11 protein-coding genes are annotated in these 14131 nt (G+C 68.7%); 2 read left to right on the top strand and 9 right to left on the bottom strand.

Annotated elements, in window-relative coordinates; translation table 11 throughout:
- Positions 1-41 precede the first annotated feature (41 nt).
- The 3 genes from GOY17_RS16325 to GOY17_RS16315 form a co-directional block, all read right to left on the bottom strand.
- A complete protein-coding gene (locus tag GOY17_RS16325) occupies positions 42-1460 on the bottom strand; it encodes a TolC family outer membrane protein (protein ID WP_157031171.1) in 1419 nt (472 codons plus the stop codon).
- Between the two features lie 68 nt (positions 1461-1528).
- Positions 1529-2185: a protein-L-isoaspartate O-methyltransferase family protein gene (locus GOY17_RS16320; protein ID WP_198173714.1), complete on the bottom strand. Its 657-nt coding sequence runs from the start codon at positions 2183-2185 to the stop codon at positions 1529-1531.
- 130 nt (positions 2186-2315) lie between these two features.
- Positions 2316-3023 (bottom strand): TetR/AcrR family transcriptional regulator, encoded by a 708-nt coding sequence (locus tag GOY17_RS16315; RefSeq protein WP_115844221.1) that lies wholly within the window; start codon positions 3021-3023, stop codon positions 2316-2318.
- 77 nt (positions 3024-3100) lie between these two features.
- On the opposite strand from GOY17_RS16315, the gene GOY17_RS16310 reads away from it, so the two are divergent.
- Both GOY17_RS16310 and GOY17_RS16305 read left to right on the top strand, forming a co-directional pair.
- On the top strand, positions 3101-4213 hold the full coding sequence (locus GOY17_RS16310; RefSeq protein ID WP_157031170.1) for an efflux RND transporter periplasmic adaptor subunit: 1113 nt from the start codon (positions 3101-3103) through the stop codon (positions 4211-4213).
- 200 nt (positions 4214-4413) lie between these two features.
- Positions 4414-7581, top strand: a complete 3168-nt coding sequence (locus GOY17_RS16305; protein WP_269750048.1) for an efflux RND transporter permease subunit — start codon at positions 4414-4416, stop codon at positions 7579-7581.
- A 51-nt stretch (positions 7582-7632) separates the two neighbouring features.
- On the opposite strand, the gene GOY17_RS16300 is transcribed toward GOY17_RS16305, so the two are convergent.
- The 6 genes from GOY17_RS16300 to GOY17_RS16275 all read right to left on the bottom strand — a co-directional run bounded on the left by GOY17_RS16300 (position 7633) and on the right by GOY17_RS16275 (position 14131).
- Positions 7633-8241, bottom strand: a complete 609-nt coding sequence (locus GOY17_RS16300; protein ID WP_157031168.1) for a hypothetical protein — start codon at positions 8239-8241, stop codon at positions 7633-7635.
- A gap of 78 nt (positions 8242-8319) precedes the next feature.
- The gene (gene leuB / locus GOY17_RS16295) at positions 8320-9408 is read right to left on the bottom strand and encodes a 3-isopropylmalate dehydrogenase (RefSeq protein ID WP_157031167.1); all 1089 of its coding nucleotides are present in this window, start codon (positions 9406-9408) and stop codon (positions 8320-8322) included.
- The gene (leuD, locus tag GOY17_RS16290; RefSeq protein ID WP_157031166.1) at positions 9398-9997 is read right to left on the bottom strand and encodes a 3-isopropylmalate dehydratase small subunit; all 600 of its coding nucleotides are present in this window, start codon (positions 9995-9997) and stop codon (positions 9398-9400) included. Before leuD ends, leuB begins: the two co-directional genes overlap by 11 nt.
- Complete coding sequence (gene leuC, locus GOY17_RS16285) at positions 9997-11445, bottom strand: 3-isopropylmalate dehydratase large subunit (RefSeq protein ID WP_157031165.1); 1449 nt, start codon at positions 11443-11445, stop codon at positions 9997-9999. The genes leuD and leuC overlap by 1 nt, the downstream gene beginning before the upstream one ends.
- 23 nt (positions 11446-11468) lie before the next feature.
- Entirely contained in the window at positions 11469-13046 is a 1578-nt protein-coding gene (locus GOY17_RS16280; protein WP_157031164.1) for a 2-isopropylmalate synthase, read from the bottom strand.
- Positions 13043-14131 carry a threonine dehydratase gene (locus tag GOY17_RS16275; protein WP_157031163.1) on the bottom strand — a complete coding sequence of 363 codons (1089 nt, stop codon included), beginning with the start codon at positions 14129-14131 and terminating at the stop codon, positions 13043-13045. Before GOY17_RS16275 ends, GOY17_RS16280 begins: the two co-directional genes overlap by 4 nt.

The following is a 14131-nucleotide window of genomic DNA, read 5'->3' as shown; positions in this document are numbered from 1 at the left end:
CGTTCCGTCCGGCCTTCGTCATTCGTGCGTGTCGGTACCGATCAGCCCGGCACGTCGCCCGCCGGCAGCTGCGAAGCGGTGTCCACGGTGAGCAGGCGGTTCACGTCCTGCACGTCGGCGATGTCGAGCGTGCCGGCGGCCTGTTCCAGCAGCAGGCGGCTCTGCAGGTGGTTGTAGCGCGCGCGCGCGAACTCGAGCTGCGCGGTGAACAGGTTGTTCTGGTTCTGCAGGACGTCCAGCACGGTGCGCGTGCCGACTTCCAGGCCGACCTGCGAGGCGTCGTACGCGGCCTGCGCCGAGACCAGCGCGAGGCGGCGTGCCTCGACTTCGCTGATGCTCGCGACCAGCGTCTGGTAGGCGTTGCGCGTGTTGCGCACGAGCAGGCGCTTCTGCTGTTCCAGCTCATCGGCCGCGACGTCGCGACGCGCCAGCGCCTGGCGCACGCCCGACTGCGTGGCGCCACCGGAGAAGATCGGCACCGACAGCGTCAGGCCGACCTGCGGACCGAAGGTGCGGCTGTCGATGTCGCGCGTCGCGTCGAGGATTTCGCGCTCGCCCCAAGTCGTGCTGTCGCCATAGGAACCGCTGAGGTAAAGGCGGGGCCAGTGGCCTGCGCGCGCGGTCTCGACGTCGGCTTCGGTAGAGGAGACCTGCAGTTCCTTCGCACGCAGCGCCGGGTTGTTCTCGATGGCCGTGCTCACCCAGCCGTCGGCGTCGCGCGATTCGGTCAGCGACGGCTGGTAGTCCTTCGGCAGGCCCTTGATGTTGCGCACCTGCTGGCCGGTGATTTCCGCCAGCGCCTGGTACGAATCCTCGACGGCATTGCGGGCCAGGATCGTGTTGGCGCGCGCGCTGTCGTACTGGGCGCGGGCTTCATGCACGTCGGTGATCGGCGCCAGGCCGACTTCCAGGCGCTTGGAGGCGTAGTCGAACTGCTTCTTCAGCGCCGTCTCGGCGGCTTCGGCGGCGGCCAGCGATTCCAGCGCGATCAGCACGTTGAAGTACGCGGCCGAGGTGCGCGTGATCAGGTCGTTGCCCGACGCCGCCAGCTGGAAGTCCGCCGCCTGCGCCAGCGCCTTGGCGCTCTTGTGGCGGGTGAAGTTGCCGCGGTCGTAGACCATCTGGCTGAGGTTCACGCCGGTGCTGCGCGTGGTGCTCTCGGTGTCGCTGTCGCCGGGGTTGATGGTGCCGTCGGCGTTGACCGAGTTATTGCCGCGCGAGTAGCTGCGACCCTTGGTGATCGAGGCCGAACCGTCGATCTGCGGCAGCATCGCCGCGCGCGTCTGCACCTGGCCTTCGCGGATCGCAAGGCGATTGGACTCGGCCGCCGCGAGTTGCGGATCGGCCGTGCGTGCCAGCTCGTAGGTCTGCAGGAGGTCTTCGGCGGAGGCCGTGGCCGGCAACAGGGCCGACAGGCTCACGGCTGCGGCGAGGGCGATGACGAGCGGGCGGCGGATCATGCGAGGTCCTTGTCCGTGTTGCGTTTTGTTGAGCCGCCCGCGGTCTGCAGGCGTGTGGGGGTACTGCTTCAGAACTTGAATACCGGGGCGGGGGCCGCACCGGCGAGATAGGGAAGATCGGTTTCGAACAACGATTGGATGCGCAGCGCGTTGACATCGTTGCGCACCAGCACCGCTTCCATCACCGGCGAGCGACCGCGCACGACGAACATGCGGCCGTTCGGCTCCAGCCAGTCGATGAAACGCTGCGGGATCGTGTCCACGGCGCCAGCGACGAGGATCGCGGTGAAGCGGCGCTCGGTGGTCCAGGCGAACGCGTCGCCGACCACGACCTGCACGTTGTCGACCGACTGCTCCGACAGCGCCGCCGAGGCGGCCTGCGCGAGGTCGGCGTGGCGCTCCAGCGCGAGCACGTCGCGGGCGAGGCGGCCTGCGCAACCAGCCAGGTAGCCGGTGCCGGCGCCGATCACGAGCACGTCGTCGGCCGGATCCAGCGCGAGCGCCTGCAGGGCGCGGCCCTGCAGGACCGGCTTCATCGTGAATTCGCCATGGGCCAGCGGCAGCGCGAGGTCGGCGTAGGCCAGGTTGCGATGCGCCACGGGCAGGAAGGCTTCGCGCGGCAGCGTCGCCATCACATCGAGCACGCGGCCATCAAGCACGTCCCAGGGACGCACCTGCTGCTCGACCATCAATTCGCGTGCCTTGTTGTAATCCATGGGGTTCATCGGGGGCTGACTCGTGCGCGGAAGACCGCGAATTGTACCGGGAATACCGCTGCCGGCCTTTGCGGGCGCGGCGCACAGGATGGCCGCGGCCCCAAGTCAGACTGAGTGCCAGAAGTAACCAAGACGGATGTCATCGACGCGACCGACCGCTTGCGGCGGGCTTGCCGGCCGCGGTGTCGCGCACCTGGTAGGCGCGCAGGAACAGGTCCACGGCCGAGGCCAGATGCGCCTGGATTTCGTCCTCCGCCGGCCCCGGCCCACCGAACACCAGGCACGCGTGCGGTTCGCCCTTGAGCAGGCTGAAAAACTGGCCCGCGGCGCGCGCGACGTCGGGAATCTCCAGCTCGCCGGCCTTGATGCGCCGCTCGAGCAGCGCGGAGAAATCGGACTGCACGCGCATCGGGCCGGCGTCCCAGAACAGCTTGGGCAGGCCGGAATTCGACATCTGCGGCGAGCACAGCATGCGATGCCCGGCGACGGCTTCCGGCGCGGTCACCATCGAATAGAACGCGTGGGCGATGTCCATCAGCCGATCGCGCAACGGCGTGTCGGGCGAGGGCTCGAACAGGGAGGACGGCAGCGACAGGTCGCAGTGCGACTCCACCGCGGCGAGGAACAACGCGTCCTTGTCGCCGAAGTGGCTATAGACGGTGAGCTTGGAGACCCCGGCCTCGGCGGCGATCTGGTCCATGCTGGCGCCATCGAAGCCGTGCTGAGTAAACATTCTTTTCGCCGCCTCCAGGATGGCGGCGCGCTTGCCCATGTCCTTCGGACGTCCGGGGCCGGCCGGCTTGGCGGTTGCGCCCTGCGGCGCGGAAGGCTGGCGTGGAGCGGTCATGCGGCAATACTAGACTAATCAGTTTGATATTTATACAGTACCCGCAAGTACATTAATTAACTGCAGGGACCCTCGCAATGCGCAGTCCTTTCCCCGCTGCGTTCCGCCTGTCGGCATGGACGCTGGTCGCCTTTTCCACCTTTCTATTGAGCGCCTGTGGGCGCGATGGCGCGGTCGAGGAAGCCCCGCGCCCGGTCCTGGTCACGCATCCGGTCGCCGCCGACCACACCGCCAGCGCCTTCGCCGGCGACGTGCGGGCACGCGAGGAGAGCCCGCTGTCGTTCCGAGTCGGCGGCAAGCTCGTCCAGCGCAATGTCGACGTCGGTGACCACGTGCGCGCCGGCCAGGTGTTGGCGACGCTCGATCCGGGCGACCTGGAGGCGCAGGCCCGCGCCGCGAAGGCGCAACTGGCCGCCGCCGAAGCCGAACTGGGCCGCGCCCGCGCCGATCAGGCGCGCTTCGCGAAGCTGGCGAACGAGCAGTTGGTGAGCCGTTCCACCCTCGACGCCCAGAACGCGGCGGCCACCGCTGCGCAGGGCCAGGTGAATGCCGCCCGCGCCGAGGTCGAAGTCGCGAGCAACCAGGCCGCCTATTCGCAACTGCGCGCCACGCGCGACGGCGTGATCGCCGCGCGCCAGGCCGAAGCGGGGCAGGTCGTCGCGGCCGGGCAGTCGGTGTTCACGCTTGCCGCCGACGGCGTGCGCGAGATCGCCTTCGCCCTGCCCGAAACCATGGCCGGCAAGGTCAAGGCCGGCCAGCCGGTGCAGGTCGAAGCGTGGTCGCGCCCCGGCCAGCGCTGGAACGGCCGCATCCGTGAAATCTCCCCCGCGGCCGATCCGGCGTCGCGCACGTTCGCCGCTCGCGTCACCGTCGATGCGCCAGCTGGCGCGATCGACCTCGGCCAGAGCGCCCGCGTCTACCTGCCCACCGACGACCGCGGCGGCCTGAGCGTGCCGATCGCCGCGCTCCAGCGCGAGAACGGCAAGGCGGCGGTGTTCGTCGTCGACATGAAGACCTCCACGGTGAAGCTGCGCCCGGTGCAGGCCGGCGCGTTCGGCGAGGACCGCGTGCCGGTGCAGGGCGAACTCGCCGCGAACGAGTGGATCGTCGCCGCCGGGGGACATCTGCTCCGCGACGGGCAGAAGGTGCAGCCGGTCGATCGGGAAAATCGCCCGATCAAGAACAACTGAGCGAAGCCAGTGCGAGCGACGCGCCGATGCAAGCAGCGCGCGACACCCGCACGGCACGCATGCCCTTCCCCCGCTCGCGGGGGAAGGGGACGGGATGGGGGACAGCGCCGGTCGCGTTCGACGAAGCCGGCGCAGCACCCCACCCCTAACCCCAACCCTCTCCCGCACGCGGGAAAGGGGACAAGCAGACGAGCTGACGCCTGATGCGCTTCAACCTCTCCGAATGGGCGCTGCGCCATCGCAGCCTGATCATCTACGCAATGCTGGTGATGGCCATCGCCGGTACGTTCTCGTACCTGCGGCTGGGTCGCAGCGAGGATCCGGCCTTCACCTTCAAGGTGATGGTCATCCGCACGCTGTGGCCCGGCGCGACCGCCGAGGAAACCTCGCGCCAGGTCACCGAGCGCATCGAAAAGAAGCTGATGGAAACCGGCCAGTACGAGTTCATCCGCTCGTACTCGCGCGCGGGCGAATCGCAGGTGATCTTCGTCGCGCGCGATTCGCTGCGTTCGAAGGACATCGAACCGTTGTGGTACCAGGTGCGAAAGAAGGTCGGCGACATCCGCGCGACCCTGCCCAGCGACGTCGTCGGCCCATTCTTCAACGACGAGTTCGGCGACACCTTCGGCAACATCTACGCGCTCACCGGCAAGGGCTTCGACTACGCGGTACTGAAGGACTACGCCGAGCGCGTGCAGCTGCAGCTGCAGAAGCAACCCGACGTCGGCAAGATCGAGCTGTTCGGCGTGCAGGACGAGAAGGTGTGGGTCGAGCTGTCGAACGTGAAGCTCGCCACGCTCGGCATTCCCGCGGCCGCCGTGCAGCAGGCCCTGGACGAACAGAACGCGATGGTGCACGCCGGCTTCTTCGAAACAGGCAGCACGCGCGTGGCGCTGCGCGTGGGCGGCAAGTTCAAGTCCGTCGAGGAAATCCGCGAATTCCCGATCCGCGTCGGCGACCGCACGTTCCGTCTTGCCGACGTCGCCGACGTGAAGCGCGGCTTCTCCGATCCGCCGGCGCCGCGCATGCGCTTCATGGGCGAGGACGCGATCGGCATCGGCGTCGCGATGAAGGAGGGCGGCGACATCCTCAAGCTCGGCAAGACGCTGGAAACGCAGTTCGCGCAACTGCAGGGCACGCTGCCGGCCGGCATGGAACTGCGCAAGGTCGCCGACCAGCCCGCCGCGGTGACCGAATCGGTCGGCGAGTTCGTGCGCGTGCTGTCCGAAGCCGTCGCCATCGTGCTGCTGGTGAGCTTCTTCTCGCTTGGCCTGCGCACCGGTTTCGTCGTCGCGCTGTCGATACCGCTCGTGCTGGCGATGACCTTCGCCGTGATGGACCTGTTCGGCGTCGGGCTGCACAAGATCTCGCTCGGCGCGCTCGTGCTCGCGCTCGGCCTGCTGGTCGACGACGCGATCATCGCGGTGGAGATGATGGCCATCAAGATGGAGCAGGGCTTCAGTCGCCTGAAGGCCGCGGCGTTCGCGTGGGATTCCACTGCGTTCCCGATGCTCACCGGCACGCTCATCACCGCTGCCGGCTTCCTGCCGATCGCCACCGCGAAGTCGAGCACCGGCGAATACACGCGCTCGCTGTTCGAAGTGGTGACGATCGCGCTGCTGGTGTCGTGGATCGCCGCGGTTGCGTTCATTCCGTACCTCGGCGACAAGCTGCTGCCCGATTACGGCCACGCGGCCAAGCCGCTCAAGCCTGGATCGATCGCGTATCGCTGGCACGAACTCCGCGAGCGCATCGCCAGCCGCTTCCCGAAGCTGCACGACTACATCGCGCCCAAGCCGCCCATCGACGGCCATGCGCACGATCCGTACGGCACGAAGTTCTACGTGAATTTCCGTCGCTGGGTGACGTTCTGCGTGCGTCGCCGGTGGCTGGTGATCGCGGTGACGGCGGCGGCGTTCGTGCTGTCCATCGTCATGTTCCGCTTCGTGCCGCAGCAGTTCTTCCCCGACTCCACGCGACCGGAACTGATGGTCGACATGGAACTGGCCGAAGGCAGCTCGCTGCGCGCGACGACCGAGCAGGCGCAACGCTTCGAGCAGATCCTGAAGCAGAACAAGGATCTCGCGAACTTCGTCGCGTACGTGGGCACCGGTTCGCCGCGATACTATCTGCCGCTCGACCAGCAGCTGCCCGCGGCGAACTTCGCGCAGTTCGTGCTGACGCCGAAGAACCTGGAAGCGCGTGAGGAAATCCGCACGTGGCTGATCGATGACGTCTTCCAGAAATTCCCCGAACTGCAGATGCGAGTGACGCGCCTGGAAAACGGCCCGCCGGTCGGCTATCCGGTGCAGTTCCGCGTTTCGGGCGAGCACATCGACCAGGTGCGGAAGATCGCCTACCAGGTGCGCGAGAAGATTCGCGAGAACCCGCACGTGGTGAACGTCAACCTGGACTGGGACGAGCCGAACAAGGTCGTGCGCCTGGTCGTCGACCAGGAGCGCGCCCGCGCGCTGGGCGTGAGTTCGGCGCGGCTGTCGCAGTTCCTGTCCAGTTCGTTGTCGGGCTCGCACATCAGCACGTATCGCGAAGGCAACGAACTGATCGAGATGCTGCTGCGCGGCCCGGCCGAGGAGCGACTTCGCCTCGACATGCTCGGCAGCCTGATGGTGCCGACCGAAAGCGGCGCAAGCGTTCCGCTCACGCAGATCGCGACGCTGGATTACGGCTTCGAGGAAGGCATCATCTGGCATCGCGACCGTCAGCCGACGATGACGGTGCGCGCCGACATCTACGACGGCACTCAACCGGCGACGGTGACGGCGCAGATCTCGCCGACGCTCGACGGCCTGCGTTCGAAGCTGCCGTATGGCTATTCGATCGACATCGGCGGCAGCGTGGAGGATTCCGCGCGCGGCCAGAAATCGATCGCCGCCGGCATGCCGCTGTTCGTGTTCGTCGTGTTCACGCTGCTGATGCTGCAGCTGCGCAGTTTCTCGCGCAGTTTCATGGTGCTGCTGACTGCGCCGCTGGGCCTGATCGGCGTGACGCTGTTCCTGCTGGTGTTCCGCGTGCCGTTCGGCTTCGTTGCGATGCTGGGCACCATCGCGCTGGCGGGCATGATCATGCGCAACTCGGTGATCCTGGTGGACCAGATCGAGCACGACATCGGCGAGGGCGCCGCCCCATGGCAGGCGATCGTCGAGGCCACGGTGCGTCGCTTCCGCCCGATCGTGCTGACCGCGCTCGCGGCGATCCTCGCGATGATCCCGCTGTCGCGCAGCGCGTTCTTCGGGCCGATGGCGGTGGCGATCATGGGCGGCCTGACGGTCGCCACGTTCCTGACGCTGCTGTTCCTGCCCGCGTTGTATGCGGCATGGTTCCGGGTGAAGGCGCCGGAGGCGGCGTAACCGCGACGCGGTGGCAGGAAACGAAAAGGGCGCCTCCGGGCGCCCTTCTTGTTACTGCTTCGGTGCAACGCTCCACGGCGGTGGCGGCGCCGGGATCGGGTGTTCGAGATCGAACTCGATGCGCACTTCGCGACCGGGGCGGGTGAGTTCGTAGGTGAAGCGCTCGTGCGGTTCGATTTCCATCGCCCAAACGTTCGACACCGACGTGGCACGGTCCTCGCGGGCGAACAGCGCCTTCGATGCGGCGTCGGCCGGGAATTCCTGCCGCTCCTCCGTGCCCATGTCGAGGGTGTCGCCGCCGTACTGGCTCAGTTCGGCCTCGGTGCCGTCCTCGTGGCGATGGTCGTGCTTCAGGCGCAGCCCCGTCGGGGTGCGCGTGAGTACCCAGGTGCGCGAACGATCGCTGCCGACGAAGAACGGGATGCGAATGGTGTCGCGGCTGCATTCGCGCACGTGCATGGTCAGCGCCTTGCCGGCCAGCGGGTTATCGGGGGCGGGCGGGCGATCGGCCACGATCCGGCCGGCGAACGCCTGGCCGCAAAGCGCGGCGACGCGCTGGAAAAACACGTCCTGCGCGGCCGAACTGCCGGCATCGGGTGTGGAACCGCAGGCGGTCAGGCCGAGGGCGAACGCGAAAACGAGGGCGGTGCGTGGGCTCATGGGCGCCCACGCTAGCCCGAAGCACGTGAAGCCGGCAATGCGACCTCGGCCCAGTAACGTCGAATCGCGCCGGCCGTCTCAGTCGCGCATCACCACCGGGTGGCATTCCAGTTCGAGCTGCTCCAGCACCGCGACCATCGCCGCCTGCGTGGACACGCCGCGGCCGGCCGGCGCGAGATCCGCCGTGAACACGCCCGCCGCAAGCGCGCCATCGACCGCCTTCTCGACACAGCGCGCTTCCGACTCCAGGCCCAGCGAATGCCGCAGCAGCATCGCCGCACTGAGGATGGTCGCGTACGGGTTGGCGACGCCGCGGCCGGCGATGTCGGGCGCCGAGCCGTGGATCGGCTCGTACAGGCCCACGCGCCCTTCGCCCAGCGACGCCGAAGGCAGGAGCCCAAGCGATCCGGCGAGCATCGAGGCCTCGTCGGTGAGGATGTCGCCGAACATGTTCTCGGTGACGATCACGTCGTACTCACGCGGTCGCGAGAGCAGGTGCATCGCCATCGAATCGACCAGCTGGTGCTCCAGCGTGACATCCGGAAACTCGTCGCGAACCACGCGCGTCGTCACTTCGCGCCACAGCCGCGAGGTCTCCAGCACGTTGGCCTTGTCGACAGAAGTCACGTGGCCGCGCCGGCTGCGCGCGAGCGTGCACGCGCGACGCACGACGCGCTCGATCTCTTCGACGCTGTATTCGCACAGGTCGCTCGCCGAGGTCGCGGTGCGCTGCTTCTGGCCGAAATACACGCCGCCGGTGAGTTCGCGCACGACGATCAGATCGACGCCGGTGAGCAGGTGCGGCTTGATCGGCGAAGCGCCGAGCGCCGCCGGATGCGGCTTCACCGGGCGCAGGTTGGCGTACAGGCCGAGCGCCTTGCGGATCGCGAGAAGGCCCTGTTCCGGTCGCACCTTCGCGCCCGGATCGGACCACTTCGGCCCGCCCACGGCGCCGAGCAGCACGGCGTCGGCGCGCTTGGCCGCATCGAGCGTCCGTGCCGGCAGCGGCTCGCCGGTGGCGTCGATGGCCGCGCCGCCGATGAGCTCGTGCGTGAAGTGGAACTCGTGCCCGTAACGTTGACCGACGGCACGCAGCACCTGCACCGCGGCGGCGGTGACTTCCGGGCCGATGCCGTCGCCCGGCAGAACGACGATCTCAGCTTGCATGGCGGAACTCCTGGGTTTGGCGTTGTTGTTCGAACTGCGAAATGGCCGGCGACTGCTTCAGCAGGAAGCCGAGCTGGTCGACGCCTTCGAGCAGGCAGGTCTGCGCGAACGCATCCAGCGGGAACTGCACGCGGCGCCCATCGGGCAGCGTCACGCTGCGTTGCGCGACATCGATGCGCAGCTCCACGCCCGGCTGTTCGAGCAGTTCGTCGACGATGGCTTCATCGAGCACGATCGGCAGCAGGCCGTTCTTCAGCGCATTGCTGCGGAAGATGTCGGCGATCTCCGCGCTGATCACCGCGCGCAGGCCGAGGTCGGTCAGTGCCCACGGCGCGTGCTCGCGCGAAGAACCGCAGCCAAAATTGCGACCGGCGACGAGGATCCGCGCGCCGATGTTCTCCGCGCGATTGAAGGGGAACTCGGGGTTCGGCGAACCGTCCGGCAAACTGCGCCAGTCGTTGAACGCGTGCTTGCCCAGACCTTTGCGTTCGGTCGTGGTGAGGAAGCGCGCGGGGATGATCTGGTCGGTGTCGATGTTGCGTTCGCGCAGGACGACGGTGCGCGATACGACTTCGGTCAGCGGCTGCATCAGGCGGTCTCCAGCTCGGCGGCCGCGTGCGGCGCGGGTTCGGTGGTGAGGTAGGGGCGCGGGTCGGTGATCTCGCCGGCCACCGCGCACGCGGCCGCGGTCGCGGGCGAGGCAAGCACGGTGCGCGCGCCCTTGCCCTGTCGGCCTTCGAAATTGCGGTTGCTGGTGGATACCGCCAGCTGCCCGGCGCCGACGATGTCGCCGTTCATGGCGATGCACATCGAGCAGCCGGGTTCGCGCCATTCCGCGCCGGCGTCGCGCACGATGCGATCGATGCCTTCGCGCTCGGCATCGCGCTTGACCTGCTCCGATCCCGGCACCACGAGCATGCGCACGCGCGGATGCACGCGGCGGCCGCGCAGCACGCTGGCCGCTTCGCGCAGGTCCGACAGTCGCGAGTTCGTGCAGCTGCCGACGAACACCACGTCGACGGCGCGGCCGGCGATCGCGGCGTTGGCATCCCAGCCCATGTAGTCGCGCGCCTTCGTTTCGTCCGCATCGCCGCTGCCGGGCACATGTACACTGATCGCCGCGACCTGGCCCGGATGCGTGCCCCACGTGACGGTCGGCTGGATGTCGCGCGCATCGATGCGCACCTCGCGGTCGAACGTCGCGCCTTCGTCGGTGCGCAGTTCCTTCCACGCTGCGACCGCGGCCTCGAACGCTTCCCCTTGCGGCGCGCGCGGACGGCCGCGCAGGTACTCGAAAGTGACTTCGTCCGGCGCGATCAGCCCGGCGCGCGCGCCGGCTTCGATCGACATGTTGCACACCGTCATGCGCTGCTCCATCGACAGCGAGCGGATCGCGCTGCCGCGGTACTCGATGACGTGGCCCGTGCCGCCGTTGACGCCGATCACGCCGATGACATGCAGGATCAGATCCTTCGCGCCGACGCCCGGCGCGAGTTCGCCGTCGATGGTGATCGCCAGCGTCTTCGGTTTGCGCTGCAGCAGGCATTGCGTGGCGAGCACGTGGCCGACCTCGCTGGTGCCGATGCCGAACGCAAGCGCGCCGAACGCGCCGTGCGTGGCCGTGTGGCTGTCGCCGCAGACGATGGTCTGGCCGGGTTGGGTGAGGCCGAGCTCCGGCCCCATCACGTGCACGATGCCGCGCTGCGGGCTGTCGTAATCGAACAGCTCCACGCCGAAGCGCGCGCAGTTCGCGCGCAACGTGTCGACCTGCGCACGTGCTTCATCGTTCACGTAAGGACGCTGCCCGTTTGCGGTGACCGGCAACGTCGGCGTGGAGTGGTCGAGCGTGCCCTTGGTGCGTTCGGGCCGGCGCACCGGCAGGCCGCGCGCGTCGAGTTCGGCGAACGCCTGCGGCGAGGTCACTTCGTGGATCAGGTGCAGGTCGATGTAGAGGATCGCCGGCGCCGCCTCGGATTCGGGCGTCACGACATGGGCGTCCCACAGTTTGTCGAACAGGGTTTTTGCTTGGCTCGTCATTGACTTGGCTTTCTGGAATGAGGTCAGGCGATCGCCGCGGCGCGCGTGTCTGCGGCCTGCGCACGCGTGCGCTGCAGGCGGTTGGCGATGTCGAGCCACGCGAGCGCGCTGGCTTCGAGGATGTCGGTGCTGGTGCCCGAGCCGGTGAACTCGCGCCCGTCCACGCGCGCGATCACCTGCGCCTGGCCCTGCGCGTCGTCGCCGGTGGTGACGTTGGAGACCTGGTAGCTGTCGATCTCCAGCGCGATGCCGGTGGCGCGCGCGAGCGCCGCGAACAGGGCGTGCACCGGCCCGTCGCCGACCGCCGCCTCGCTCACCGATGCGCCCTCGGCATCGACCAGCTGCACGCTCGCGGTGGGCAGACTGTCCTGCGCGACGCCTGTGCTGACGTGGAAACGCGCCAGGCGATGCCCGCGAGCCGCGCGTGCGTCGGCGCCGAGCACCAGCGCTTCCAGGTCGGCATCGAACACTTCGCGCTTCTTTTCGGCCAGCGACTTGAAGCCGGCGAAGACCGCGTTGAGTTGCGCTTCGGGCAGCGTGAAGCCCAGCGCCTGCAGGCGATCGCTCAGCGCCGCGCGGCCGCTGTGGCGGCCCATCACCATCTGCGACTGCGCCCAGCCGACGTCCTCCGGCCGCATGATCTCGTACGTGCCGCGATGCTTGAGCATGCCGTGCTGGTGGATACCCGACTCGTGCGCGAAGGCGTTCTGCCCGACCACGGCCTTGTTCCGCTGCACCGCCATGCCGGTGATGCGCGAGAGCAGGCGCGAGGTGGGAACCAGGCGTCGCGTGTCGATGCGCGTGTGCGCGCCGTAGTACTCGCCGCGCACACGCAGCGCCATCACCAGCTCCTCCAGCGCGCAGTTGCCCGCACGCTCGCCGATGCCGTTGATCGTGCATTCGACCTGCCGCGCGCCGCCTTCGATCGCGGCCAGCGAGTTGGCGACGGCCAAGCCGAGGTCGTTGTGGCAGTGCGCGCTGAACACCGCTTCGTTCGCGCCGGCGACGCCCGATTCGACGACGGACGCGCGCAGGTATTCGAAGAGGGTGCGGATCTCGCTCGGCGTGGTGTAACCGACGGTGTCGGGAATATTGAGCGTGCGCGCGCCCGCCTGCACCGCGGCGATGCAGACCTGCGCGAGGAAGTCCGGCTCGGTGCGCAGCGCGTCCTCGGCGGAAAACTCGACGTCGTCGACGTGGCGCTTGGCCAGTTCGACCGCCATGACGGCACGTTCGAGCACCTGCTCGCGCGTCAGCCCCAGCTTGTGTTCGCGATGCAGCGGGCTGGTGGAGATGAACACGTGGATGCGCGGATGCACGCTGCCGTCGAGCGCGCGCGCGCAGGCTTCGATGTCGCCGACGTGGCAGCGCGCCAGCGTCGCAACGGTTGCGCCGCGCACCTCGCGCGCGATGGCGCGCACCGCGTCCATGTCGGCTTCCGAACTCGCCGGAAAGCCCGCTTCAATCACATCGACACCCAGCTCGGCGAGCGCGTGCGCGAAGCGGAGCTTCTGCGGCGCGGTCATGCTGCAGCCGGGCGATTGCTCGCCGTCGCGCAGGCTGGTGTCGAAGATCCGTACTCGGGCGGCGGGGTCGTTCATGCGGTGAGCTCCTCGTGGTCGCGCGCGGCGACGGCGGCGCGCGGCTTGGATGGGAAAGCGGGATTCAGGGTCGCGATGGCGGGCTCCAGCGCGGGCGCGGGCATCGCATCGCGATGGCGGCGACGCGGCCGGCGCGGCGCACGTGGGCGCACGTCGGACAGCAGTTGCGCGAGCACGACCGCGTCGACGTTTCCGCCGGACACGACGGCGCACTTGCGCTTGCCGGCGATGCGACGGCCGGCGGCAAGGGCCAGCGCGCCCGCGCCTTCGGCGATGACGTGCTCTTCCAGTGCAAGGCGCACCAGCGTTTCGCGCAGTTCGGCCTCGCGCACGACGACCACGTCGTCGAGCAGTTCGGCGAGCAGGCGTTGCGTGAGATGGCCGGGTTCCTTCACGCGCACGCCATCGGCGAGCGTCGCGACCGGATCGCGCGGCGTGCGGTCGCCACGCAATGCGCGCAGCATCGAATCGACGCCTTCGACCTGCGCGCCGATCACGCGAACGCCCTGCGACTTCAAGGCCAGCGCAACCCCGGACGCGAGCCCGCCGCCGCCGATCGGCACGAGCACGACGTCCGGCGCGAGCGCGGCCAGCTCCAGCCCTACCGTGCCTTGGCCGGCAATCACGTCGGCGTCGTCGAACGCGGACAGCACGCGGTAGCCGTTCTGCTCGGCCAGCTCCGCGGCAAAGGCTTTCGCTTCGTCGTAGGTGTCGCCATGCAGGCGCACGGTCGCGCCCCAATGCGCGACACCGGCGATCTTCGTCTGCGGCGCGTTGCGCGGCATCACGGTGATCGCGTTGACGCCCAGGCGATACGCGGCCCACGCCAGGCCCTGCGCGTGGTTGCCGGCGGAGGCGGCGATCACGGGTCGATGGTCGCCGCGTTCGCGCGCCGCGAGCAGCGCGTTGAGCGCGCCGCGCACCTTGTACGAACCGGTGCGCTGCAGGTTCTCCAGCTTCAGCCAGCAGCCGAAGCGTTCGGCGTGGTGCAGCGGCGTCGCCGGCAGGTAGCGACGCAGCCGCGCCTGTGCCGCGAGCACGTCGGCCGCGGTGACGCGTACGTCGGTGGGTACGTCGCCGTCCAT

Origin of the sequence: Lysobacter soli, from assembly GCF_009755585.1 — a bacterium.
GTDB classification, from domain to species: domain Bacteria; phylum Pseudomonadota; class Gammaproteobacteria; order Xanthomonadales; family Xanthomonadaceae; genus Lysobacter_J; species Lysobacter_J soli.
Note: the sequence above shows the minus strand (reverse complement) of the source record. Positions and strands in the feature narration are given on the sequence as shown.

Coding starts and splice junctions, on each gene's coding strand:
- GOY17_RS16325 (WP_157031171.1), bottom strand. CDS start 1,460: ATGATCCGCCGCCCGCTCGTCATCGCCCTCGCCGCAGCCGTGAGCCTG.
- GOY17_RS16320 (WP_198173714.1), bottom strand. CDS start 2,185: ATGAACCCCATGGATTACAACAAGGCACGCGAATTGATGGTCGAGCAG.
- GOY17_RS16315 (WP_115844221.1), bottom strand. CDS start 3,023: ATGACCGCTCCACGCCAGCCTTCCGCGCCGCAGGGCGCAACCGCCAAG.
- GOY17_RS16310 (WP_157031170.1), top strand. CDS start 3,101: ATGCGCAGTCCTTTCCCCGCTGCGTTCCGCCTGTCGGCATGGACGCTG.
- GOY17_RS16300 (WP_157031168.1), bottom strand. CDS start 8,241: ATGAGCCCACGCACCGCCCTCGTTTTCGCGTTCGCCCTCGGCCTGACC.
- leuB (WP_157031167.1), bottom strand. CDS start 9,408: ATGCAAGCTGAGATCGTCGTTCTGCCGGGCGACGGCATCGGCCCGGAA.
- leuD (WP_157031166.1), bottom strand. CDS start 9,997: ATGCAGCCGCTGACCGAAGTCGTATCGCGCACCGTCGTCCTGCGCGAA.
- leuC (WP_157031165.1), bottom strand. CDS start 11,445: ATGACGAGCCAAGCAAAAACCCTGTTCGACAAACTGTGGGACGCCCAT.
- GOY17_RS16280 (WP_157031164.1), bottom strand. CDS start 13,046: ATGAACGACCCCGCCGCCCGAGTACGGATCTTCGACACCAGCCTGCGC.
- GOY17_RS16275 (WP_157031163.1), bottom strand. CDS start 14,131: ATGGACGGCGACGTACCCACCGACGTACGCGTCACCGCGGCCGACGTG.